The sequence below is a fragment of the Haloimpatiens myeolchijeotgali genome (genome assembly GCF_042688525.2).
Classification (GTDB): Bacteria; Bacillota; Clostridia; order Clostridiales; family Clostridiaceae; genus Haloimpatiens.
Genome location: NZ_JBHWAB010000001.1, coordinates 1,852,748 through 1,877,718 on the forward strand (window position 1 = coordinate 1,852,748; position 24,971 = coordinate 1,877,718).

General features: G+C 27.9%; 20 protein-coding genes and 2 riboswitches. Of the genes, 13 read left to right on the forward strand and 7 right to left on the reverse strand.

What is annotated here, in order from left to right:
- Positions 1-34: 34 nt before the first annotated feature.
- The 4 genes from ACFIJ5_RS08315 to ACFIJ5_RS08330 all read left to right on the forward strand — a co-directional run bounded on the left by ACFIJ5_RS08315 (position 35) and on the right by ACFIJ5_RS08330 (position 8,512).
- Positions 35-5,488: an amino acid adenylation domain-containing protein gene (locus ACFIJ5_RS08315; RefSeq protein ID WP_379805948.1), complete on the forward strand. Its 5,454-nt coding sequence runs from the start codon at positions 35-37 to the stop codon at positions 5,486-5,488.
- A 38-nt stretch (positions 5,489-5,526) separates the two neighbouring features.
- Positions 5,527-5,633: riboswitch (TPP riboswitch) on the forward strand.
- 328 nt (positions 5,634-5,961) lie between these two features.
- A complete protein-coding gene (gene thiW, locus ACFIJ5_RS08320; protein ID WP_379805950.1) occupies positions 5,962-6,531 on the forward strand; it encodes an energy coupling factor transporter S component ThiW in 570 nt (189 codons plus the stop codon).
- The gene (gene thiM, locus ACFIJ5_RS08325) at positions 6,509-7,309 is read left to right on the forward strand and encodes a hydroxyethylthiazole kinase (protein ID WP_379809573.1); all 801 of its coding nucleotides are present in this window, start codon (positions 6,509-6,511) and stop codon (positions 7,307-7,309) included. The genes thiW and thiM overlap by 23 nt, the downstream gene beginning before the upstream one ends.
- Before the next feature lie 132 nt (positions 7,310-7,441).
- A complete protein-coding gene (locus ACFIJ5_RS08330; protein ID WP_379805952.1) occupies positions 7,442-8,512 on the forward strand; it encodes a DUF6709 family protein in 1,071 nt (356 codons plus the stop codon).
- Between the two features lie 55 nt (positions 8,513-8,567).
- Here ACFIJ5_RS08330 and ACFIJ5_RS08335 read toward each other — a convergent pair whose 3' ends face one another.
- A complete protein-coding gene (locus tag ACFIJ5_RS08335; protein ID WP_379805954.1) occupies positions 8,568-9,062 on the reverse strand; it encodes a hypothetical protein in 495 nt (164 codons plus the stop codon).
- Between the two features lie 415 nt (positions 9,063-9,477).
- Positions 9,478-9,626, forward strand: a riboswitch (FMN riboswitch).
- A 119-nt stretch (positions 9,627-9,745) separates the two neighbouring features.
- Between ACFIJ5_RS08335 and ACFIJ5_RS08340 the strand changes: the two genes are divergently transcribed.
- From ACFIJ5_RS08340 to ACFIJ5_RS08365, 6 genes are all read left to right on the forward strand, one after another.
- The gene (locus ACFIJ5_RS08340) at positions 9,746-11,320 is read left to right on the forward strand and encodes an FGGY-family carbohydrate kinase (protein ID WP_379805956.1); all 1,575 of its coding nucleotides are present in this window, start codon (positions 9,746-9,748) and stop codon (positions 11,318-11,320) included.
- 222 nt (positions 11,321-11,542) lie between these two features.
- A complete protein-coding gene (locus ACFIJ5_RS08345) occupies positions 11,543-12,157 on the forward strand; it encodes a TetR/AcrR family transcriptional regulator (protein ID WP_379805958.1) in 615 nt (204 codons plus the stop codon).
- Between the two features lie 60 nt (positions 12,158-12,217).
- A complete protein-coding gene (locus tag ACFIJ5_RS08350) occupies positions 12,218-12,595 on the forward strand; it encodes an FMN-binding protein (RefSeq protein WP_379805960.1) in 378 nt (125 codons plus the stop codon).
- 25 nt (positions 12,596-12,620) lie between these two features.
- Positions 12,621-13,097 carry a flavodoxin domain-containing protein gene (locus tag ACFIJ5_RS08355; RefSeq protein ID WP_379805962.1) on the forward strand — a complete coding sequence of 159 codons (477 nt, stop codon included), beginning with the start codon at positions 12,621-12,623 and terminating at the stop codon, positions 13,095-13,097.
- Positions 13,098-13,127: 30 nt separating this feature from the next.
- Positions 13,128-14,162 (forward strand): DmpA family aminopeptidase, encoded by a 1,035-nt coding sequence (locus ACFIJ5_RS08360; RefSeq protein ID WP_379805964.1) that lies wholly within the window; start codon positions 13,128-13,130, stop codon positions 14,160-14,162.
- Positions 14,163-14,211: 49 nt separating this feature from the next.
- Positions 14,212-15,093, forward strand: a complete 882-nt coding sequence (locus ACFIJ5_RS08365; protein ID WP_379805966.1) for an aldose 1-epimerase family protein — start codon at positions 14,212-14,214, stop codon at positions 15,091-15,093.
- Between the two features lie 194 nt (positions 15,094-15,287).
- Here the strand turns inward: ACFIJ5_RS08365 and ACFIJ5_RS18875 are convergent, their stop codons facing one another.
- Entirely contained in the window at positions 15,288-15,524 is a 237-nt protein-coding gene (locus tag ACFIJ5_RS18875) for a helix-turn-helix domain-containing protein (protein ID WP_459253870.1), read from the reverse strand.
- A 29-nt stretch (positions 15,525-15,553) separates the two neighbouring features.
- Positions 15,554-16,249, reverse strand: a complete 696-nt coding sequence (locus tag ACFIJ5_RS08370; protein WP_459253871.1) for a hypothetical protein — start codon at positions 16,247-16,249, stop codon at positions 15,554-15,556.
- 375 nt (positions 16,250-16,624) lie between these two features.
- Between ACFIJ5_RS08370 and ACFIJ5_RS08375 the strand changes: the two genes are divergently transcribed.
- Together ACFIJ5_RS08375 and ACFIJ5_RS08380 are read left to right on the forward strand one after the other, a co-directional pair.
- Entirely contained in the window at positions 16,625-18,412 is a 1,788-nt protein-coding gene (locus tag ACFIJ5_RS08375) for an ABC transporter ATP-binding protein (protein WP_379805968.1), read from the forward strand.
- Positions 18,409-20,154 (forward strand): ABC transporter ATP-binding protein, encoded by a 1,746-nt coding sequence (locus ACFIJ5_RS08380; RefSeq protein ID WP_379805970.1) that lies wholly within the window; start codon positions 18,409-18,411, stop codon positions 20,152-20,154. The genes ACFIJ5_RS08375 and ACFIJ5_RS08380 overlap by 4 nt, the downstream gene beginning before the upstream one ends.
- A gap of 469 nt (positions 20,155-20,623) precedes the next feature.
- Here the strand turns inward: ACFIJ5_RS08380 and ACFIJ5_RS08385 are convergent, their stop codons facing one another.
- From ACFIJ5_RS08385 to ACFIJ5_RS08400, 4 genes are read right to left on the reverse strand one after another with little or no spacing between them, the layout of a single operon-like run.
- Positions 20,624-21,592, reverse strand: coding sequence for an ABC transporter substrate-binding protein (locus ACFIJ5_RS08385; protein WP_379805972.1), 969 nt, complete (start codon positions 21,590-21,592; stop codon positions 20,624-20,626).
- A gap of 32 nt (positions 21,593-21,624) precedes the next feature.
- Positions 21,625-22,335 carry an ABC transporter ATP-binding protein gene (locus tag ACFIJ5_RS08390; protein ID WP_379805975.1) on the reverse strand — a complete coding sequence of 237 codons (711 nt, stop codon included), beginning with the start codon at positions 22,333-22,335 and terminating at the stop codon, positions 21,625-21,627.
- A complete protein-coding gene (locus ACFIJ5_RS08395) occupies positions 22,322-23,086 on the reverse strand; it encodes an ABC transporter permease (RefSeq protein ID WP_379809574.1) in 765 nt (254 codons plus the stop codon). The genes ACFIJ5_RS08390 and ACFIJ5_RS08395 overlap by 14 nt, the downstream gene beginning before the upstream one ends.
- Positions 23,076-23,687, reverse strand: a complete 612-nt coding sequence (locus ACFIJ5_RS08400) for a hypothetical protein (protein WP_379805977.1) — start codon at positions 23,685-23,687, stop codon at positions 23,076-23,078. Before ACFIJ5_RS08400 ends, ACFIJ5_RS08395 begins: the two co-directional genes overlap by 11 nt.
- Positions 23,688-24,002: 315 nt before the next feature.
- Here ACFIJ5_RS08400 and ACFIJ5_RS08405 point away from each other — a divergent pair, with 315 nt between their 5' ends.
- Positions 24,003-24,686 (forward strand): response regulator transcription factor, encoded by a 684-nt coding sequence (locus tag ACFIJ5_RS08405; protein WP_379805979.1) that lies wholly within the window; start codon positions 24,003-24,005, stop codon positions 24,684-24,686.
- The last annotated feature ends 285 nt before the right edge of the window (positions 24,687-24,971 follow it).

Here is a 24,971-nt window from a genome sequence, read left to right on the forward strand (position 1 = left end):
AATAATATCTTGCTTATTAAAGGGAGGGGAAAAAATGTATTCAGGTAAAATAGAACTAGAAAATTTTTTAAAAGAGCTTTATGAAAGAGGAATAGATCTTTGGGAAGAAAATAATAGTATTTGTTATAAAGCGCCTAAAGGTAAATTAACAAAAGTAGATCTTGAAAAAATAAAAGGAAATAAAGAGCAGATTTTATTGTTTCTAGAGAATAAGAAACAACTTGATTTGAAAAATTATTATGAGCCATTTGAGTTGACAGATGTACAATCAGCCTATTTGCTAGGAAGAGAAGATAACTATAAGTTTGGTAATGTTGCATGTCATATTTATATGGAAATTGTATATCCTGAATTAGATCCAGTAAAAGTTGAACAATGTTGGAATAAACTTATAAAGAGACATGATATGTTACGTGGTGTATTTACTCAGAATAAACAGCAGAGAATTTTAGAAAAAGTTGATTATTTTAATATTAAATTTAATAATATGACAAATTACTCTCTACAAAATAATAGTGATAAATTAAAGAATATACGTAAAAAATTAGGTAATCAAAAATTTGATACTACTCAATGGCCGCTATTTGATATAGAAGTAACACAATTGTCAGATTGTGCAGTATTACATTTATCTATGGATTTTTTAATAGCCGATTGGTCAAGTATCATTCTTTTGATTTCTGAATTTGAAGTATTATATGAAAATATTAACGCAGATCTTCCTATGTTATCTTATACCTTTAAGAAATATGTAGAAGCTGAAAACAAGAGAAAAACTGATGAGCAGTATGTAAGAGATAAGAAATATTGGAACAACCGAATAAAGAATTTCCCATCAGCACCTAAATTACCTTTAAACATAAATCAGAATGAAAATGACATTGTTTTTGAAAGAAATTCTTTGCATATTGAAAAGAGTAATTGGGATAGGATAAAAGAGTTTGCTAAAGAATATAGATTAACTCCATCAGCCATTGTTCTTACTTGTTATGCCTTGACCATAGTAAAATGGAGTGAAAATAAAAGGTTTTGCTTAAACCTTACGGTATTAAATAGACCTGACAGATATACAAATATTAATAATGTAGTTGGAGATTTTACAACAATATCATTATTAGAAATAGATTTAGATAAGAAGTTAAGTTTTTTAGATTATGCTCATAAAGTGCAAAAGCAATTATTAGAAGATATGGAGCATCGTTTATATAGTGGTATTGAAGTGATTCGAGATTTAGCTAGAGAAAAAGGATATGAAGAATCATTAATGCCAATAGTTTTTACAAGTGCTATAGGTTTATATAATCAAACTGATATAACGCCAATAAAAGGTGAATTTAGTGATTTTGGTATTAGTCAGACTCCTCAGGTTTTTATTGATTGTCAAGTTATGGACAATGATAATGGGTTAGATCTTAATTGGGATATTAGAAAAGGTGTAATTAAAGAAGAAATAATAACTGATATGTTTAATACCTTGAAAAAATCTTTAAATCAACTCTCTGAGAATATAGATATTTGGAATTCCGATAAACTTGTGACAATCCCTCAATGGCAATTAGATGTAATAAAAAAAGTGAACAATACGAAATTTAATATACAGCCTAAGTTGTTGTATCAAGATATATATGAAATGGCAAAGATATTTCCAGATAAAATAGCAATAATAGATGGACAAGCTGAAATAACTTATAAGAAGTTAATAGATAAGGCGTTAAAAGTATCTGAAAATTTAGTTGAATTAGGAGTAAAAGAAGAAGATAAGATTGCAATTCTGATGCCAAAGTGTTTAGATCAGATAGTTGCTGTTTTAGCAGTATTATTTTGTGGAGGTTGTTATGTTCCTTTAGATGTTGAAATGCCAGAAGAAAGGATAAAGAAGATAACAGAGAAAGCTAAGATAAAATATATTCTTATAAATAAATCTATAAATCATCATTATAGAAATAGTGTGAATATTGATGAAATAAGTTATGATTACACATCAAAATATAAACCTATTGAGGTAGCCACTGAAAATCTTGCTTACATAATATTTACATCAGGATCAACTGGAGAACCAAAGGGTGTGGAAATATCACATCAAGCAGCTTGGAATACAATTGAATACATTAATCACATATTTAATGTCAATAACAAAGATTCTATATTAGGAGTTTCTAGGTTATGTTTTGATTTGTCTGTGTATGATATATTTGGCATATTATCGGCAGGAGGAACTTTAATTTATCCTTCAAACGATAGATCAATAGATCCATCCCACTGGTATCAATTAATAGATAAATATAATATAACTATGTGGAATTCTGTGCCAGCACTAATGGAAATGTTGATAAATTCAATTGAAAAACCTGATGAAAGCAAGATTAAAAAATTACGAGTAGCTTTATTAAGTGGCGATTGGATACCAGTAAATTTACCAGATAAGATAAAAAAATATTGTAGAGATATTCAAGTAGTAAGCCTTGGTGGAGCCACTGAAGCTTCTATTTGGTCAATTTATCATATTATTAATGGTACCAATGAAAATTATGAAAGTATACCTTATGGAAAACCACTTGCAAACCAACAGTTTAAGATACTAGATAATAAGCTGCAAACTTGTCCGATTTGGGTAAAAGGAGATCTTTATATTAAAGGAATGGGATTATCAAATGGTTATATAGATGATCCAATTAATAATGAAAAATCATATTTTAAAGATTCTGTAGATGGAGAAGTAATGTATAGAACTGGAGATAAAGGCTGCTATCATCCTGATGGTAATATAGAATTTTTGGGAAGAGAGGATTCACAAGTTAAAATAAGAGGTTACAGAATAGAACTGAAGGAGATAGAAAAAGCTTTAGAATCAATAGAATCAGTGGATTGTGCTAAAGTAGTAGTAAATAAAAAGTTGGACAACAAGAACATAATAGCTGCTGTAAAAATGAAAGATAAGGAAGATTATAAAGAGAAAATTAAACATCCATTAGACTTAAATAATATCAATAATATTAATACTAAATATCAAATTGATAATATTGAAAATTGTTATATAAAAGATGCGTTTAAACTTTTGGATATGGTTGTTGAAGATGCTATGCTGTCAACTCTAAATGATTTGGGTTTCTTTGACTGGGATGATACATCTTATGAAAGTTTTTTTGCCAATGAGCAAATACAATCAAAGTATATTTGGATAATTAAAAAATGGGTAGAGAAACTTGAACAATCAAATTTAATAAATAAAAATGACATGGGTACTTATACAATGACAACAAAGCGTAGTATCAATGATATAGAATCTGAGTTACAGTTTGTTAAAGATAAATTTTCAAAGATACCAGGAACTAATAGGTTAATAAATTATGTAATTACGTCTATTAGAAATCTTTCAAAAGTATTAACTGGTGAAATTGATCCCATAGATATTTTGTATCCAGAAAAGGATATTGAATATGTACGAAAATTTTACAAAGAGAATATAATCTTTGAATATTTAAATGATTATATAGAGAATATAGTATTTTGTATTTCAAAAGATCACTCATCTAAACCGCTTAGAATTCTTGAAATTGGGGCAGGAACTGGAGCTACTACAGATAAAATTTTGGAACGATTTAAAAATAATGAAATAGAGTATTATTTTACAGACAATAAAAACTATTTTATAGCTGAAGCTAAAAAAAGATTTCAGGACAATAAAAATATTCATTTTCTCAAATATGATATAGATAAGGATTATAGAAATCAGGGAATAAATTCTAATAGTTTTGATGTGATAATAGCTGTGGGTGTAATTGAAAATGCAAAAAGTATTAATGATACTATGAAAGGATTAGTAGAAGTTCTTAAACCAGAAGGATGGCTATTATTTATAGATCCAGTAAAAGACTTAAGTTGGATTTTAGTATCACAAATATTTATGATGACTGAACCAGAAGATTTTCTTAGAAAAAATAGGGTTTTTCTTAACGAAGAATCTTGGGTGAAAGTGGCAAGACAATATACTTCATCAGATATTTTAGTTTTACCTAACAATGATAAATTAAAGCATTTTGGCATAAGCTTATTTGGGTTAAATGTTAAAGAAAACAAATATTATGAGAATAAAGAAGTATTACTAGATAAAATAGGAGAGAAATTACTAAACTATATGATTCCCAACCATATTGAAATAGTGGATGAATTACCATTAACTTCAAATGGGAAAATAGATACAGAAATAATAGAAGAATATGGTAGAGTAAAGTTGATAGAAGAAAAGATAGATATAAAAGAAGTATCCAAAATTGATTATATAGATAAATATCTGTTGAAAATATGGCAGGAATCATTAGGTATTTCAAAAATTGATAAATATGAAGATTTATATAACTATGGAGCAGATTCTTTGATTATTGCACAAGCTGTTTCTAAGATATGTAAAAAAATTAAGGAATGGACTGAAATAGAGAATATTAGCTTTGAAATAATGCTTAAAAATGTTTTGAATCATCCGAATATTAATTCTTTGAGCGATTTTATAAGGCAGCATAAAGTAGAAAATAGAGAGAGTATACATGAAGATAATGATGGTGCTGATGAATTTGACATATTAGATTATGTACAGTTTGAAATTGTTAAGAAAGACTCTAGTAGTGACTTATTAAGGGTATTTTTCCACTCTGGAATGGGATGCGTAAATGAATATAGGTTATTAGAAGAAAGTATGAAGGAATCTTTGCAAGGTAATATAGCTACTTTTTGTATAAAAGATGTAGAGATTTACCGTAAAATATTGATAGAAGATTATATAGAGAAATTAGCAGACATATATGCAGATATAATAATAAAAAACAAGAAGAAAAGAATTCAGTTAATTGGACATAGTTTTGGTGGAATGTTAGCCTTTGAGGTAGCACGTAGGTTACTTGAAAAGGAAGTTGATATTTACGATTTGGTTTTAATAGACAGTTATCCAATTACTGTAGATATTCAAGATGATTTAGTCATTGAAGCTATGTTTCAATTAGCAATAAATGCGAATTTAAAAGATTTTGGTGTTAGTGAGTTTAAGTTTAATGAACTAGGATATTTAATAAGTTATATATCAGAAAAAAGTGATGTAATTAATGAAAAGATATTGTTTGATGAATATGATGACAAATTTATTAGAGAAACACAATCTAAACTTAAAAAAATGGCATCAATTGATAGAAAGTTAAGATTTAAAGCATATACTAAACAAAAAATTGGTGAAGTAGAAAGCGAAATGATTGACGAGATGTTTTATGAATTTAGGTATAGTTCTAAGGCTTTAGAATATGAACCTCAAGTATATGTAGGCGATATAAGATTCTTTGAGTCTATTGATTCAAGTAAAACTATATCTTCATATGGTAATAGAGGAGTAGAGTTATTAGAAGACCTTTGCATTGGTGACTTTAAAAAGACAAAATTGGAAGGTAACCATTTCTCTATTGTGAAGGAAAAGAAAAAATTTCAAAAGATTTTAAAGGTTTTGTAATTCAGCTTATATTGCATTTAAGAAAATCCTGTGATATAATTTTCAAAAAGGGGAGCTTGTACTGCAGGCTGAGAGGAAGTTTAGACTTCGACCCATAACTTGATTCGGACAATGCCGACGTAAGGAAATATTTAATTTATGCTATTTGATTATATATTATGTGAGTATAAATGGGATACTACTTATTCGGTGTATCCCATTTTTTTATGCAATATATGCCTTTATTCTGTTTCAAGGAATAGATTTTTAATAAATGGAGGGGGAGCGTCCTACATTTATATGGCAAAAGACAACTAAATAGCGAGGGAACTTGTGTTTCAAGGTGAGAGGAAGCTTTTGAGTTTCGACCGACCAGTATGATTTATGTCATATAGGGAATGCTATTTAGTTACAGTAAAATTACGCCTTTATAATGGTATTTATTTCCTATATGACATATTGGAAAATAAATATTATTAGTGAGGTGTTTTATTATGGAAAAAAACTCAAAATTATTAAAAAAACTTATGTTAGCAATGTTAGTGTCAATGGGAGTTGTAATTTCACCAATTCTTCGTATTGAAGGTATGTGTCCTATGGCGCATTTCATTAACATTGTATGTTCTGTTATTCTTGGACCTTGGTATTCACTGCTTTGTGCTACATTGATTGGTGTGATAAGAATGTTTTTCATGGGAATTCCACCATTAGCTTTAACTGGAGCAGTTTTTGGAGCATTTTTGTCTGGAGTTTTATACAGAGTATCTAAGGGAAAATTAATTTGTGCTATTATAGGTGAGGTTATAGGAACTGGTATTATAGGAGCTATAGTTTCATATCCTGTTATGGCACTTATTTGGGGAAGAACAGGACTTACATGGATGTTCTATGTTCCTTCGTTTATTATGGGTACACTTATTGGGGGAACAATTGCATTTGTTTTTCTAACAGCATTAAGTAAAACAGGTATGCTTGCAAAAATTCAGAGAAGTTTGGGGGCAAAAGTTTATGACAAATCAAGAAATGACAATAAACAACATATTGCAAATAAAACAGAGTGTTAAATTGAAAAAACCACTTATTCATTGTATTACAAATCCTATTTCAATAAATGATTGTGCAAATATGGTTCTTGCTGTTGGTGCAAAACCTATTATGGCTGAACATCCTTTAGAGGTTGAGGAGATTACTGCTGTTTCTAAAGCATTGGGGGTTAACCTTGGTAATATAACAGATACTAGAATGAAATCTATGTTAATTTCAGGTAAAATAGCTTTTGAAAATAAAATTCCACAAGTAATCGATCTTGTAGGTGTGGGCTGTAGTAAACTTCGCCTAGACTATGCAAAAAAATTTATTTCAGAGTGTCATCCAAATGTTATAAAGGGTAATATGTCTGAAATAAAAGCAATTTGTGGTATAAAAAGCAATTCAAAAGGAATTGATGTTGGAGAAGCTGATATTGTAACAGAGGGAAATTTTGATGAAAATATAGATATGCTAAAGAAGTTGTCACTGCAAACAGGTTCCGTTATTGCAGCAACAGGAGTTACAGATATAATAACGAATGGCACACATACATATTTAATAAAAAATGGTTGCGAAATGCTTTCAATGATAACTGGCACAGGATGTATGCTTACTGCACTTACAGCAAGTTATATTTCTTCTGGAAATATACTAGAAGGTACTGTGCTTGCTATAGCTCTTATGGGAATATGTGGTGAGCTTTCTCAAAATGTTAAGGGTACTGGAAGTTTTAGAACTGATCTTATAGATAATATGTTTAGTATTTCTGATGATATGATAATAAAAAAAATAAATATTAAGAGATTGATATAAAAGACTTGCTAAACAGCAAGTTTTTTGTATTTCTATGTAGAAATATTGTGTTCAGTTTTTGAAAATTAAATCGAAACTAATTAATGGGTAACTTTATATAATGATTAGTATACTGAAAGGAGCAGTTTAGTAATGGACAGAACAAATTTTATTAAAAATTATAAAAGGAGATGGAAGTATAGAGGTATAGCATTAGCAGCTTGTATAATTATGATTATTACAACTGCAATAGCAGGAGTATACGTATACTGCAATAATGAAAATAATCCATTTGTAGTTCAGAATTTTGAAGATTATAAAAAAGCTCTTGATGAAGATAAATATATACAAATTTCATCAGATAAACTATATGATTTACATGTTGATGTAGTTACAACAAGAAAAAAATTTGGAATATCAGTTTTTAAGAGTGTAAAATCAAAATGTGTGGCTATAAAATTAGAGCCTTTTATATTAGCTGTAGAACTTCCTAACAAAGATTTTGAAAAGTTTATGTCTCAAGAAAAAGAAACATATGTATTAAAAGGAAAATTAGTTGAACTTAAAGATAAGGACTTAGAAACTTTAAAGAGTGCTATAAAAGATAATTATTCTCTTTCAGGAGGAGCGCAAATGCAGCCATATCTTCAATATTTAAAATGTGAAACTCCAATGAATACAGCTGCATTATTCTTTGTATTGTCAGGTTTATTATTGATTTGTATTGTAGTTCTTTACACACGTGTTATGAAAAAAAATACTATAGCATTAAAAAGTCTTAAAAATTTTTCAAATGAAGATTTTGAAAGAACCTGTTATAAAATTGACCAAGAATTAAATTCATCAAATACGTATAAAAATGGACCTATTTCAATAACAGAAAATTATGTAGTTGTACAAACTCAACAAATTGTATTTGCACTTCCACTTAGAGAATTAATGTGGGTATATAAAGAAAATATAAAAAATAAAATATTTTTTGTTATTCCTGTATGTAAAACTAATAGATTAACATTTGTTTTCTCAGATAAAAATACTTATACTGTTGATTTATACAGAAGTGAAAAAGTAATTGATGAAGTTATCGAATATATTTCTAAGAATTGCAAAACATGCTTTGTAGGATATACAGAAGAGCTTAACAATTTATTCAAAAAAGATTGTGACGAATTTATGTTTAAATGGAGATGTCACAAGGAAAATTCAACAAATATGAATATGTAAGAAGTTAAAAAGGTTAAAGTATATGAATTTTATTCAATACTTTAACCTTTTTATTTTAGTCTCTTTGAATTGATTTCATTTCTCGAACAATATCTATATATCTTTGTGAGACTTCAGGACATACAGTTAATATACTATCTATTATATAATCAATATTGCTGTCGTCTACTTTTTTTGCTCTACAATCTTCATCAAGAATTATTTCTTCACTATTTAAAGAATTATAAATTTCATTTACAAGTGGAACCTTCATAACTTCGTTACTTTCTGTGCATTCATCTGAAAAATATAGCATTTCATCATTTACTATGAATTTTCCATATACATGTTCCTTTTTACATTTACTTGAACCATTTCCTGAAACACAGTCATACTTAGTATGTTCTACATGTTTTAAATCGAACTTGTTATCATTTTGTACTCTTGTTAAAACACATCTTACTTCAAGATCTAATAATCTTTTCTTTATATCTTCAGAAAAATCCTTACCATAATCTGAAATAAGACGTTTTATAGATATTGTTCTTTTTATTCTATAATTTTTTTTCAATCTAAATCTTCTCCTTTTTATAAATTTTTTTATGTGTCATGCGAAAATTTAGGATATATATCCATAAATTGAAATTATATTAAATTAATTACTTTAAAAATATGTTTATGAAATTAACATAATATAAAAAACCACCTTTAATAAAAGTGGTAAAATATATGTTATGCATAATAATATTAAAACTTATGATGTCATTATATAAAGTTCCTAAGAAATTGAATATTAAATTTTTATAACAACATTATATTCTATTATACCAGAATGATTAAAAATTATCAAAAAAATTACCATTCAAAAGATTTAAAAAACAATTTAAGGATATAAATCATTATTTTGTAATAAAGAGAGTTTATGGTTGATTTCAAATATAATTAAGATATTATTGAAAATTTGTTAGAGTGGTATTATAATTAAAATTAATTCTCAGGGTAGGGTGAAATTCCCAATCGGCGGTAAGTATGTAATGTACATACAAGCCCGCAAGCGTTTGTTATATTTAGCAAAGTCAGCAGATTTGGTTAAAATCCAAGGCCGACGGTAAAGTCCGGATGAGAGAGAATGAAATGGTTTGTTATATGTCTATTTGTTATTATACAAATTTATTTTTTGTAGATATTTCTACCATATACATTTCTACCTCTCATCATAATACCTGATGAAAATATCATTTTGGAGGTTTTATGATGAATCAGTCATTATTATCAAAATTCAGTAAATCCCATGAAAGAACTTTAGAAAGCTCAGTTAAAGAAAAATATTATCTTGGATTTGATGCTGGAACTCAAAGTGTTAAAGTTGCAGTTTATGATCAAAATATGACATGTGTAGCAAAGGCTAGTAATAAGACAACAATAGATTCGCCTAAAGCAGGTTGGGTTAACATGGATGCTGATGAATACTTTGAACTTGCTAAAAAAGGTATGTGTGATTGTATAAAACAATTAAAAAAGAAAAATATATCAACTAAATTAATTAGAGCAATAATGGGAGATGGAATTATATGTGGCATTGTAGGAGTTGATGAAGAAGGAAAAGCAATAACTCCATATATAAATTATTTAGATTCTAGGACTCAGAGTGATGTTGATTATATTAATAATTTAAATTTATCAATATGGGGAGAGGAAACGGGCAATCCTGAAGCTAGTTGTATGTTTCCAGCTATGCATGCAAGATGGTTTTTATGTAATGATGAAAACTTTAGAAAAAAAGGAGCAAAATTTATGCATAATGCGCCATATATACTTTCTAGATTAGCAGGACTTACTAGTAAAGATGCTTTTGTAGATTGGGGAACTATGTCTGGTTGGGGATTAGGATATCATGTTCATGAAAAAGAATGGTCAGATAGACAATTGAAAATTTTAGGAATAGATAAAAAGTATTTACCTAAAATCGTAAAACCATGGGATATAATCGGAAAACTATCTGAAGATATAGCAAAAGAAGTTGGTCTTGAAGCAGGAATACCAATATGTGCAGGTGCTGGAGATACAATGCAATCAATGCTTGGAAGTGGAGTTTCTGAACCTGGTAAAGCAGTAGATGTTGCAGGGACATGTGCAATGTTTTGTGTTTCTACAGATGAAATTATTCCAGAATTAAGTAAAAAGGGAAATGGTTTAATATTTAATTCAGGAACATTAGAAGATACTTACTTTTATTGGGGTTTTGTGAGAACAGGAGGATTATCTTTGAGATGGTTTAAAGATAATATTTGTAAAAATCAGGATGATAAATATTATGAAGTATTAAGTGAAGAAGCAAAAAAAGTAGAACCAGGTTGCAGAGGTATATTTTTCTTACCATATTTAACTGGGGGATATGGGGAGTATTCTAATGTTAAAGCCTGTTTTTTAAATATGAATTTAGATACAGATCAATATGTGATGTGGAGGGCGGTTTTAGAAGCTATAGCTTATGATTATTTAGAAGTAATAAATACATATAGGAATAAGGGTATTAATATAGATAGAATTACAATTACAGAGGGTGGAAGTAGAAATGAATTATGGAATCAAATTAAAGCAGACATACTGGATAGTGAAGTTATAACATTAGAAACAGCAGGCGGGGCAATTGTTACAGATTGTATAATAGGATCTTATGCCATAGGAGATATTAGTGATTTAAAAATGGCTTTAAATAGTAGTATAAAAATTGCTAATAGGTATATTCCTAAATCAATTAATACTAATTTTTATAAAAAACAGTACAAGCTTAAAAACGATATTTTGAATGTGCTTAAAAAAATTTAAAGAAGTTAATTTAATAGTTTTTTAATGGTTAAAATTAAGGCTTCAGACTTATGGTCTGAAGTCTTTGTTATTATTAAAGAAATTTCTTTAATTGATATTTATAATTATATATGTTAAAATTTATTTAACACTGTTAAATAAATTAACACTATTAAATAAACTATTACAATCTTATTTGGTTAGATTAAATAATTAAAAATTTATATATTAAGGAGAAGTAAAATGAGTATAAAAATGCGTAGAGAAAGAGAAAAGGATGAAATGAGAAAGCTTATTTTAGAAGCTGCTAATGAAATCATAAAAGAAGAGGGAATGAGTAAATTATCAGTAAGAAAAATAGCTAAAAAAATAGATTACTCAGCACCTATTGTGTATCACTATTTCAAAAATAAAGAAGATATAATAAATACTATCATGCGAAAAGGGTATAAAAATATTTTAAAGGAGTTAGTTTCTTCTCAAGATACATGTAAAGACCCTAAAGAAAATTTAGAAAAAGGAATAAGAAAATATATTAATATATCTCTAGAAACTTCTGAAGAATATAAATCTATTCTTTTAAATAGTTCAAAGGAAGTGTTAGAGCATACTGCTGTGCTTTTTAAAGGAGCATCTTTGCAAAGAACCGCTGTAGGTATGTTGTGTAAATGTGTAAAAGATATCTTTGAAAGTGAAAATAGAGACACTGATGATACAATTATTGAATTAAGAGCACAAGTTATATGGGTTTCTATGTTTGGACTTATTATAAGACTTATTGTTGAAAAAGATATTGATGAAAATCAAAAGCAAATTCTTGTTGATTCATTAATAGACTATGTAATTAGAGGTATTTAAAAATACAATTAAAATATATGAATATCAAAAAAATATAATACAAGGATTGGAAGTGGATATATGAAAAAGAAATTAAAAATATTAATAATTGTTATATTTATAATTTTAGTTGGAGTATTTTTTTATATAAAATCTATAGATGTACCTACTATCAATATAAATAATGTAGAACTTACAAATGTTTCTGATGGTTCTTATATTGGAGAGTATAAAACAAAGTTAGTTAAAGCAGTAGTAAAAGTTAATGTTGAAGATAAAAAAATAACATCAATTGATATTATGGAGCATAAGTGTGGATTGGGAAAAAAAGCAGAAAAGATAACTAAAGAAATAGAAAAATCACAATCTCTTGATGTGGATTTGATTAGTGGAGCAACGTTATCTAGTAAAGTAATTCTAAAAGCAGTTCAAAACGCTATAAATAAGGGAATGAAATAAACAATATTGAAATGGGGGATTTAAAATGAAAAGTATAATAATTTATGCAACTAAATGCGGCAGTACTGAGAAAGCAGCTAAAATGTTGAAAAAAAATATGAAAGGGGAAGTAGATTTAATAAATATTATGAAAGAGAATGTTCCAGATATTAAATGTTATGATAATATTATACTTGGAGCATCAGTATATGCAGGAAATATACAAAAGAAATTAGTAAACTATATAAATGAAAATTTAGATATTATTTTGAAAAAAAGAATTGGTTTATTTATATGTGCAGCACAGTCAGATGAAAAAGAAATAGAAAAATATCTTAGAGAACTTTTTAACCCTGAATTATACAATAATGCACTATGTGCTGATACATTTGGTTATGAAATACATTTTGAAAAATTGAATTTCATAGAAAGATTTATAATAAAAAGAGTTAAAAAAACAAGAGATAATGTATATGAGTTAAAAGATGAAAGTATTAAAAAATTTGGGGAAAAGATGTGTTAAACATAAAGACACTAAAAGGGGGATATTCAAATGACAAAAAATAGAATACGTGATTATGGTATAAATATAGGAATATTGAAGACGGGAAAAAATAATAGTATTACAGATGTAAAAGGAGTAAAGGTAGGTCACTGTACTTTAAATGATGGTGACATAAAAACTGGTGTTACAGCAGTTATTCCTCATGAAGGAAATATTTTTAGAGAAAAGCTTATAGCAGCAGCACATGTTATTAATGGATTTGGTAAAACAACAGGTATAATACAAATAAATGAGTTAGGTACATTAGAAACACCTATTATACTTACAAATACCTTAAGTGTAGGGTGTGCAAGTGAAGCGCTTGTGGAATATATGCTTAAAAATAATGCTGATATTGGAGTTACAACAGGTACTGTAAATCCTGTTGTGTGTGAATGCAATGATGGTTATTTAAATGATATAAGGGGAATGCATGTGAAAAAAGAGCATGTTTTAGAAAGTATTAGGAGTGCAGATGTTTTATTTGAAGAGGGAGCAGTTGGAGCAGGAACTGGAATGTCATGTTATGAGTTAAAAGGGGGAATAGGTACAGCTTCAAGAATAATTGAGATAGGAAATAATACTTATACATTAGGAGTATTGGTATTAACTAATTTTGGATTAAAGCAAGATTTAATTGTAGATGGAACAAAAGTTGGTAGAACAATTGATAGTTCAATACCTAAGAATGAAAGTGAGAAGGGTTCGTGTATCATAATAGTTGCAACAGATATACCTCTGTTACACAGACAGCTTAGGAGAGTTTGTAAAAGAACATCAATAGGTTTAGGAAGAACCGGTTCATTTATGGGAAATGGAAGTGGCGAAATTGTTATAGGTTTCAGTACTGCTAATAAAATAAACCATTATGACAGTGAAGATGTAATGAATATAAAAGTAATAAGGGATGATAAAATAAATACTGTATTTAGAGCAGTAATAGAATCAACTGAAGAAGCAGTGCTAAATTCCTTGATTTGTGCAGAAACTACAAAAGGAAGAGATGGACATGTTAGGTACTCATTAAAAGAATATAAGATTTAAGAGAGGCTAATTTATGAAAAAATAAACTTATTTGAGGAGAGAAAAATACATGATTACAAAATTAGAAAACGAATTGTTAGAAATTTTAGCGGATACAAATGGAGCTGAACTTATTAGTATAAAAGACAAAAAAGATAATATTGAATGTTTATGGACTGCTGATCCTGACTATTGGAAAAGACATGCTCCTATACTTTTTCCGATAGTTGGTAAAGTCAAAAATGACAAATATAGAATAGGAGAAAGGGAATTTACTCTTACTCAACATGGATTTGCAAGAGATCGTGAATTTGAGTTAATTGAAAAAGATAATTGTAAGATTATATATAGATTAAGAAGTAACACAGATAGTTTAAAAAAATATCCATACAAATTTGAGCTAGATGTAGAATATAGTTTAAAACAAAACAATTTAGAAATAATCTATAAGGTTAGAAATATAGATGATCAAAGTATATATTTTTCTATAGGAGCACATCCAGGTTTTAATTGTCCTTTATTTGAAGATGAAAATATAGAAGATTATTATTTGGAATTTAATAAAAATGAAAATGCAAGTAGAGAAATTCTTCATCCAGATTTAGGTTTATATACAAGAGAAAGTGAACTTGTTTTAAAAGATAGTAATATTTTGAAACTAAATAAAAAATTATTTAAGAATGATGCTTTAGTGTTTAAAAATTTAAATTCAAATAAAGTATCTTTAAAAAGCAACAAACACAGTAAAGTAATTACTATGGATTTTAAAGAATTTCCTTATTTAGGAATATGGTCAAAACCTAATGATGCACCTTTTATATGTATAGAACCTTGGTTTGGACATGCTGATTTTATTGACTTTGATGGAGATTATAGAGAAAAGTCAGGTGTAATGAGTTTAGAAGTTGGAAAAGAATTTACATGTAGTTATAATGTATCAATAGAAAATTAAATAACTCAACTTTTGGAGATAAAAAATAGCTGCTGCGGGAAATGAGATATTTTTCTGAAACATTTTATTCTTTACCATAAGCGTATTGAGCAAAACAATAAAAAGGTGTATAAGAACAGGAATTAATCTTATACACTTTTTATTTGTTGGCAATATACAGAGAGTGTTAAGTAAATATTTATATCATACATGTTTTATAAACCTTTCGATAATTCGCGATATTTTGTAGGCTGCAGTCCTGTACTTCTCTTAAAAAGTTCAGAAAAACGACCTGCACTTTTATAACCAACAATCAAAGCAATCTGTTTAATATCAAAATCAGTATTTGCCAATAAGTGTTCTGCCTGTCCCATTCTTCGATTTTGAATGTATTCAGTAATGGTGCATTTATAAACATTTTTGAAAGTGGTTTTTAATTTGGTTGTTCCCATACAAGCTATTTTGGATAACTGATTTAGTGTTAAATTATAAGCATAGTGGTCATTGATGTAAGAAACAACATTTTCAATATGTTCAATATCCATTTCAGAAACATATAAAGACTGTTTCTTTTTTTGTTTTTTTGACGCGTTACAATAAGAGCAATAGCTTCCGCTGCTTTTGCTTCATAAAATAACTGTGCGGACATGCCTGTTCCTCTATAATTTTTCAGTTGATGTAATAGCAATACCATTTCTGGAAAGTCGGTTGTTTCATTTATTTCTAGAAGAGCATTACGAGGATTAATATAGTTGTCTGAATATTTTTGTGCTAAGTAGTTATCACAATATTTGGGTGTAAATTCAATACCTATTGATTTAATTGGTATGTTTTTATGAAAAACTGCTTGGTATTTATCTACTGACCACCAATAGCTTTTGACACATCCAGCATTTAATCGATGATAAGGATTAATTTCTTCCCCAGATACAGACTCATAATATGAAATGCTTAAGTATTCAGGTAACTCATTTTCAAAATAAAAATCTTCATGAAAGTAAAAGTCATGTATAACGATAGAAAATAAGTCTTTATGAGAGTAAATCCAATAATATCCGTTTCCTAATGTAGGGCTAAGAGCATAACAAGTTCCCATAGAGTTAAATTTATCGCAAGATGAAATTCGAGTGAAACCTTTTTTTAAAAGAAAGGGCTCATGAAGTTGTTTTAATAGCATACAAATCATCCTTTCTTGATTAGTCACGATAAGTTCACGATTAGACGAACTTAGCTGATAAACATTCTCATTACAAAGTTTAAGGTCTATAATAATATATGTGGTTAGAAAAACTAACTACTCACAATGATAAAGCTGAGCGTATTTATTGTCAATTGAATTTAAAGAAAATATATATTTTTGAATTGTTAGTGCACTAATTTAAAGGAGGGCTTTTATGTCTAATCAAGCAAAATAATAAACCAGTTTCAAGATTAATTTCAGTGAAATAATTATTAAATAAGAGTTTTGTATTAAAAAATATATCTATTTATGATATGTAATTATAAATTGATATGAAAATAACAAAATGTATTAAGGAAAGAAGGGAACCATATGAAAAAAAATAAATCAAAGGGCTTAAGTAGATTATTTGATTTTGCAGGAAATCGAAGCCCTCTTATTATAATTGGATGCATTTTATCAGGAATAAGTGCAATATTATCAATACTACCATTTATTTGTATATGGTTTGTTGCTAGAGATATATTTAATTCTTTACCAAATTTATCTGATACAAGTGGTATTGTAAGCTATGGATGGTGGGCAATAACATTTGCTGTATTAAGTATTGTACTTTATTTTGGAGGATTAATGTGTACTCATCTTGCAGCTTTTAGAGTAGAAAAAAATATGAGAAAAGAAGCAGTACACAAAATAGTGGATTTACCATTGGGGTTTTTTAGCAAAAACACAAGTGGAAAGTTAAGAAAAGTAATAGATGATAATGCAAGTTTAACACATGGATTTTTAGCACATCAACTTCCAGACTTTGTTGGAGCGATTATAATGCCAATAGCAATTATTATTATACTATGTGTATTTGATTGGAGACTAGGATTAGTTTGTCTTGTACCATTATTTATAAGTATATTTTTCTTAAAATCAATGATGGGTGGTAGTAATGCAAATTTTATGGAAAAATATATGGATGCATTAGAAGAAATGAACTCTTCAGCGGTAGAATATGTTAGAGGAATACCAGTTGTTAAAACATTTCAACAAACAGTATATTCATTTAAAAATTTTCATAATTCAATAGAACGTTATCGTGATTTTGCATCTGACTATGCTATGTCATGTAAATTTCCTATGGTAAATTTTTCGATTACAATTAACTTGCCATCATTATTACTTATTCCTATTGGAGTGTTATTTGCTTTAAATGCGGGAGATTACAAAAAATTCTTATTAAATTTAATATTTTATATGCTATTTGCACCTATATGTGTTAATATGATGAATAAAATAATGTATTCAGGTGAAAGAATAATGATTGCTAAGGAAGCATTAAATAGATTAGATGGAATCATTGATTGTTCTCAATTAGAACAGCCAGAAAACTCCATAGAAATATTTTCTAATAATATAGAATTTAAGAATGTATCTTTTTCCTATCCAGGAAATGATAATAAAGCAGTGAACAAGGTTAGTTTTACTATACCAGAAGGAAAAACTTATGCACTTGTTGGACCATCTGGAGGTGGAAAATCTACCATTGCAAGTCTTATTCCAAGATTTTGGGATGTAGATAAAGGAGTTATTGAAATAGGAGGAGTTAATGTTAAAGATTTCAAAGAAGAAGATTTGATGAACAAAATAGCATTTGTTTTTCAAAATAGTAAATTGTTTAAAGCAAGTTTAAAAGATAATATAAAAGTAGCAAAACCAAATGCAAGCGATGAAGAGGTATTGAAAGCAGTACATTTAGCTCAATGTGATGATATATTAGCAAAATTTCCAAAGGGAATAGACACTGTTGTTGGTGAAAAAGGTGTATATTTATCTGGAGGGGAAATGCAAAGGATAAGTATTGCTAGAGCAATTTTAAAAGATGCTCCTATTGTTATATTAGATGAAGCTACAGCATTTGCTGATCCTGAGAATGAATATCAAATTCAAAAGGCTTTTGAGATTCTTACGAAAGGAAAAACAGTTTTAATGATTGCTCATCGTTTATCTTCTATAAAAGATGTTGATAATATTGTTGTTATAAGCGATGGAAATATTGTAGAGAGCGGAAAACATGAAGAACTTCTTAAGAAGAACAAAGTATATTCTAAAATGTGGAATCAATATTTATCATCTATAGAATGGAAAGTGGAAAAGGAGGGAGTAAGATGAGAAAATACTTTCAAAAGAAATTTGCTATGAGTGAGCAAGGAGCAAAAGATTTAGTAAAAGGAAGTTTATTAACTGCTTTAAAAAATTTAATACAAATGCTCCCAGTAGGTTTATTTATTCTTATGTTGTCTGAATTGTTAAAGCCATTATTAAATCAATCTTGGGATACTAAACCAAGTATTTTAAAATATTCTATATTAATTATTGTTGCTTTAGTAATTATATATATAAGTGAATATAAACAATATACTAGTACGTTTTCATCAACATATAAAGAAAGTGCCAATAAACGTATTACTTTGGCTGAAAAACTTCGTTATTTACCACTTGCTTTTTTTGGAAAAAGAAATTTAGCAGATTTGACTAATACTATTATGGGGGATTGTGCATCATTAGAACATGCGTTTTCACATGCTGTTCCTCAATTATTTGGTGCTATAATTTCAACAATAGTAATTGTTATATCTCTACTTTGTATGAACTTACGTTTAGGTATTGCAGTACTTTGGGTAGTACCAGTTGCTTTTATAATAATAGGAATATCAAGACATACACAAGCTAAGTCAAAAATGAAGCACTATAGATCAAAACGTATATGTGCAGATGGCATACAGGAGTGCTTAGAAAACATTCAAGATATAAAAGCATATAATATGAAAAAAAATTATATAGAAAAATTAGATAGAAAATTAGATGATTCAGAGAGTGCGCAAATTAAATCAGAATTAGCTACAGGGGTATTTGTTACAAGTGCTCAAGCTGTATTGCGACTAGGTATTGCAACAACTATATTAGTAGGAGCTCATCTTTTTATAAATAAGGATATATCCCTACTTACATATTTTATATTTTTGATTACAGCATCAAGACTTTATGATCCATTATCTGGTACTTTAGAGAATATTTCAGAGATATTTTCTATAGAAATTCCTATGAATAGAATGAAAGAAATTGAAAATCAAGATACACAAGAAGGAAGTAAAAATTATAAAACTAATGGATATGATATAGAATTTAATAATGTAGCATTTTCTTATAATGAAAATGAACCAGTTTTAAAAGATGTTTCTTTTGCTGCAAAACAAGGAGAAGTAACAGCTCTTATTGGTCCATCTGGTGGAGGTAAAAGTACAGCTGCAAAATTGGCAGCACGTTTTTGGGATGTGAATTCTGGAAATGTTACACTAGGTGGTCAAGATATCACTACCATTGATCCAGAAACTTTATTAACAAATTATTCTATTGTATTTCAAGATGTTACTTTATTTAATGATACGATAATGGAAAATATTAGATTGGGAAGAAGAAATGCAACAGATGAAGAAGTTAGAGAGGCTGCAAAGGCTGCTATGTGTGATGATTTTATAATGAATATGCCAGAAGGATATAAAACTGTGATAGGTGAAAATGGCTCAACGTTGTCTGGAGGGGAACGTCAAAGAATATCTATAGCCAGGGCATTACTAAAGGATTCTCCTATTGTATTATTGGATGAGGCAACTGCTTCTTTGGATGTAGAAAATGAAACACAGATTCAAAAAGCTATTTCTGAACTTGTAAAGAATAAAACCGTATTAGTTATTGCTCACCGTATGAGGACAATTGCTAATGCAGATAAAATTGTTGTATTAGCAGATGGATATGTTTCACAACAAGGAAAACCAAAGAAATTATTAGAAGAAGGAGGTCTTTACAAGCATATGGTGGAATTACAAACGAAGAGTATGGATTGGTCGTTATAATCTATATTTTAGTTGTTATTCCATATAGAATATATCAGTTCTCTAGTCTTATGAATTTCAAAAGAGCTATTTTCTGATAACTAATTCCTTTGGAATGTTTGTAGAAAATCTCTTTTGAATATGAGTAACTCAACTTTCGCAGTAAAAAATATTGCTTAGCGAAGGGAAATGATATATTGCGTAAGAAACATTTGAACAAAGTTTACAAGTTCTTAGCTTTACGAATTTGAAAAAAGTTATTTTTTAATTACTGATTCCTACGGAATATTAATTAAAAAATCTTTTTTCAATATGAGTAAAGCTTAGAACTTGTTACTGAAGTGAAAGGTTTCTAAGCAAGATATCATTTCCCGCAGCGGCTATTTTTTATTTGCGAAAGTTGAGTGAGTAAGACTTAGAATTTGTTACTGAAGTGACACGATTTCTAACACTATATAGATATTTACACTGCAGTCAAAAGCCTTAAAGTTTATTTATGTATAAGTTTTTTGATGTCTATTTTTTTATCTTGAAGTCCATTTTTTATCATGAAATCTTGAGTTTTTTCAAGTTCTTTAATGTCCTTATCTTTTATTTCCATATCAAAATCATACCATTTATACATTTCTTTTGTTTCTTCAATAGTTAGTCCAATTTCTTTTGATGCTATTTTTAATGCTTCTTCTTCATGCTCTTTCATAAATTTTAAAGTTTCCTTATGAGTAGCTTTGAATTTATCTACTAAATCTTTATGATTCTTTAAAAAATCTCCACTAACTGCAGTTACTATTGTACCATCAACTATTCCTTCTCCATTTACTACTACTTTTCCACCATTTTTTACAGCTTTTAAAGCAAGTGGACCTGCTAATAATGCAGCATCTACATTTTTATTATTTAATGCAGCAAACCCTTCAGGTAATCCCATATTTATAAAGTTAACATCTTTACTTGTTAAACCATTTTTTTCTAAAGCACCTACTAATAATTGATGAAGAACTGTGCCTTTAGGACCTGCAATTTTTTTACCTTTTAAGTCCTTTGCTGTTTTTATATTTGGGTTATTACTAATTATCATAAAAGCTTTTGGTGCTCTACTATATATACCTATTACGTTTAAATCTACTCCATTTGCTCCTGCTAATATAGCTGATGTACCACCAAGAGCATGAAGGAATTGTAAATCTCCTGAAGCTAATGCTTGAGTTTGTTTAGGTCCAGATGTAAGTTCGTGCCAATTTATTTTAATATTTTCTTTTTCAAAATTCTTATCAAAAGATTTTTGATCCTTTTCCAATATAGATGGCACGTTTAAAGGGGCCTTAACATATGTAAGGTTAATTTCTTTAGGGTTATCTTTCTTTGCGGACTCTTTCTTATTAGTACTTCCGCAGCCAACAAACATAGAAGTTGTTATTAGCAAAGTCATACATAATGATAAAATCTTTTTCTTTTTCATATTAAACTCTCCTTTGTTTTTAATAATTTATTTTATAATTTTGAAAGTATGTCTTTTTTTATATTTAATAATTTCTGAGAAGATATATCTCTTGGAAATTCTAAATCTATATTATACTCTTTTAAAATTTTTCCTTTATCCAAAATAACTATTTTGTGACCTATTAATAATGCTTCATCTACATTATGAGTTACAAAAACTATACCTTTTTTAGTCTCTTTGTAAAGTCTCAAAATTTCTCCTTGCATATAAGATCTAGTAAAAAAATCTAGAGCAGCAAAGGGCTCATCCATTAAAAGCATATTAGGTTCATAGGCTAAAGCTCTACCTATGGCTACTCTATGTGCCATTCCTCCTGATAATTGAGAAGGATATGCTTCACCAAATTTTTCTAATTTCATAAGTTTTAAATACTTATTTTCGATATTAATATCTCTTTTATTCAAAAAGAAGGTTAAGTTTTCTCTAACATTAAGCCAAGGAAAAAGTCTACTTTCTTGAAAAACCATACCTATTTTAGGTTTAAATAAAGTATTATTGTGATAAAATTCTACAGTACCACTTGTAACATCATCAAGATATCCTAAAAGTCTAAGTAAAGTAGTTTTTCCGCAGCCACTTCTTCCTAATATAACGGTAATCTTATTATCTTCTAATAAAAGAGTTAAATTATCTAAAATTTTAACTAACTTACCATTAATAGAAAATTCTTTAGTTACATTAGTTAATTTATACCCCTTCATTATTACTCACCTCTTGCGTATAATTAAATTTATTAGTTAAAATACCAAATATCCAATCAGATAAACAACCAAGAGTACCTATACATAATATTCCTACTATAACAACTGATGAGCGTGATAATTGCTGACCATCTAAAATTAAATATCCTAAACCTGAAGAAGCTGCTATCATCTCAGCACCAATTATAGCTCTCCAACTATAGCCTATGCCTAATCTCATACCAACTAAAATATCAGGTAAAGCCCAAGGTATTACTATCTTTTTGAATATATTTATTTTACTTAAGTTAAAGGTTTGTCCAACTTCTATTAATTTTTTATTACAGCTTTCAACTCCATTAATGGTATTTAATAGGACAGGAAAAAATGAAGCTAATACTATAATTATTATCTTAGACTTTTCTCCTATACCAAACCAAAGTATTAAAAGTGGTACCAATGATAGTGGAGGTGTGTGTCTTAAAAATCCAAGTAGACTTTTAAAATAGTCATAAATATTTTTATTTACACCGAATATTATTCCTAAAGGAATAGCTAAAAATATTGTTATAAAAAATCCTTCAAAAACCCTTAAGGTACTTATAGCTATATGTCTAAATAAATCTCCTGATTTTATTAACACACTTGCTGCCAATATAACTTCTTTAGGAGTTGGAAGAATATAATGATTCCACCAATTCAAAATACTACCAATTATCCATATAATGAGTAGTATTATTATAATTAAATGCTTTTTTAATTTATACACCATCTCCATTATTACATCCTCCTGAACAATATAACATTTCAATGATATCATAACTGTCTTGAGAAAAGCATTCATTAAATTTATTTTCACCACTTATTTCTAAAATATTTTCAGAAATATCCCTAAAAAATCCTAATGGTATTGGAGATAAGTTACATTTAGAAGCTGTAGGTATACCAAATATACTGCAGAATTCTAACCAAGTATAAAATTCTATGCCTTGTTTATTTTTAAATATATCTTTTCCTAGTTGTTTTAAAGCTTTGCAAGGAGTTGTAATAATAAGATCATCTTTTTCTAAATCTTTTACATGAGAATTATACAAATCCCTTGCTGTATGAATTAAAATAGGCTCAATTTTAGGTATATTATATTTACTTGTATCAATGTTTTTGTTTACATAATCAACAGCCATAGGACATCTTGTATCTAGTACAGGTTTTTCAGAATTTAATATTATATTTTTAAATTTATTTTTAACCTTTTGAATTTGTCCATTAGTAGAGACTATTATGAAACCTTTTTCTGTAAGATTGTTTTTTAGATTGTCTAAGTCATTTTTATACATTTTTTCAACTACAGGATTTATCCAAATATAATGCAATAATTAAACCTCCCTTTGAAAATAATTTTCATTCTCATGTGATATATTATCAAATATTGTCGTATTAGTCAATTTCTTTTTAAATATGTTTTATTATGTAGAAAAATGCAATATGGTTTTAGAAAAAAATATAGCAGATTAACTTTAGATAAAAAAATTCATATTTAATTTTATATAAATATGGTATATATTTGTATGATATAATATTTTTGTAATTATCCTGTGAAATTTTTAAATGGCCATTAGTAAATAAATAGGTTATGGTGAAATTATAAAATATTATACACTAAAAATTAAATGCGGAGATGATAAATATTGAATGAAAAAATATTAATTGTAGATGATGAAGAAGACATAATTTCATTTTTAAAAGATTCTTTAGAAGATGAAGAGTATAAAGTTTTTAGTGCTTATAACGGTGATGAAGCTGTTGAAAAAGCAAAGATTCATCCTGATTTGATATTATTAGATATTATGATGCCAGGTAAAAATGGATATGAAGTGTGTAGAGAAATAAGAGATAGAGTAGATTGTCCTATTATTTTTTTAACTGCAAAAGGAGAAGAAGAAGATATAATTAGTGGTTTAGGAGTAGGTGGAGATGATTATATTTCTAAGCCTTTTAGTTTAAGACAATTAAAAGCAAGGATAAGTGCACATTTAAGAAGAGAGAGAAGAAGTTTTAATAATGAAAATAAAGTTAATTTATACTTTGGACATTTAAATATAGATTTAAAAGGAAGAATAGTTTATTGCAGAGGAGAAGCTATAATTTTAACTAAAAAAGAATTTGACATAATAGAGTTTTTATCAGTAAATTGTGGACAAGTATTTTCAAAAGAACAAATATATGAAAAAATATGGGGATATGATGCAGAAGGAGATTCGAAAACAGTAGCAGAACATGTAAAGAAAATACGATATAAATTAAAACAATATGATGAAGATAGAGAATATATTTCTACTGTTTGGGGAGTAGGATATAAGTGGGAAAAATAATTTCTACCTTATGTAGGTTAAAAAAAGCATATATTGTATAAAAAATATTTGAACAAGGTTTAGAAATTTTTATTTATTTTCGTGATAGATGCGTTAAGAAAAATTCATGTTTGAGTGATAACGAGTTTGAATTTTTTAGCATATATCTAAGAAAATAAATTAGAATTTCTTACCGAAGAGAAAGATTTTTTATGCAATATGTGCCTTTGTTGTTTTTTTTTGAAAAAACTTTATAAAAACTTTAAAATTACTTCTTAAAATTAAAGAACAGGAAAGATAGATAAA

Excerpts from the sequence above, each read along its gene's own strand:
- ACFIJ5_RS08365 (WP_379805966.1), top strand. The coding sequence starts at position 14,212 with ATGATTACAAAATTAGAAAACGAATTGTTAGAAATTTTAGCGGATACA.
- ACFIJ5_RS18875 (WP_459253870.1), bottom strand. The coding sequence starts at position 15,524 with ATGGGAACAACCAAATTAAAAACCACTTTCAAAAATGTTTATAAATGC.
- thiW (WP_379805950.1), top strand. The coding sequence starts at position 5,962 with ATGGAAAAAAACTCAAAATTATTAAAAAAACTTATGTTAGCAATGTTA.
- ACFIJ5_RS08385 (WP_379805972.1), bottom strand. The coding sequence starts at position 21,592 with ATGAAAAAGAAAAAGATTTTATCATTATGTATGACTTTGCTAATAACA.
- ACFIJ5_RS08315 (WP_379805948.1), top strand. The coding sequence starts at position 35 with ATGTATTCAGGTAAAATAGAACTAGAAAATTTTTTAAAAGAGCTTTAT.
- ACFIJ5_RS08370 (WP_459253871.1), bottom strand. The coding sequence starts at position 16,249 with ATGCTATTAAAACAACTTCATGAGCCCTTTCTTTTAAAAAAAGGTTTC.
- ACFIJ5_RS08380 (WP_379805970.1), top strand. The coding sequence starts at position 18,409 with ATGAGAAAATACTTTCAAAAGAAATTTGCTATGAGTGAGCAAGGAGCA.
- ACFIJ5_RS08360 (WP_379805964.1), top strand. The coding sequence starts at position 13,128 with ATGACAAAAAATAGAATACGTGATTATGGTATAAATATAGGAATATTG.
- ACFIJ5_RS08350 (WP_379805960.1), top strand. The coding sequence starts at position 12,218 with ATGAAAAAGAAATTAAAAATATTAATAATTGTTATATTTATAATTTTA.
- ACFIJ5_RS08340 (WP_379805956.1), top strand. The coding sequence starts at position 9,746 with ATGAATCAGTCATTATTATCAAAATTCAGTAAATCCCATGAAAGAACT.
- ACFIJ5_RS08345 (WP_379805958.1), top strand. The coding sequence starts at position 11,543 with ATGAGTATAAAAATGCGTAGAGAAAGAGAAAAGGATGAAATGAGAAAG.
- ACFIJ5_RS08330 (WP_379805952.1), top strand. The coding sequence starts at position 7,442 with ATGGACAGAACAAATTTTATTAAAAATTATAAAAGGAGATGGAAGTAT.
- ACFIJ5_RS08355 (WP_379805962.1), top strand. The coding sequence starts at position 12,621 with ATGAAAAGTATAATAATTTATGCAACTAAATGCGGCAGTACTGAGAAA.
- ACFIJ5_RS08390 (WP_379805975.1), bottom strand. The coding sequence starts at position 22,335 with ATGAAGGGGTATAAATTAACTAATGTAACTAAAGAATTTTCTATTAAT.
- ACFIJ5_RS08395 (WP_379809574.1), bottom strand. The coding sequence starts at position 23,086 with ATGGTGTATAAATTAAAAAAGCATTTAATTATAATAATACTACTCATT.
- ACFIJ5_RS08375 (WP_379805968.1), top strand. The coding sequence starts at position 16,625 with ATGAAAAAAAATAAATCAAAGGGCTTAAGTAGATTATTTGATTTTGCA.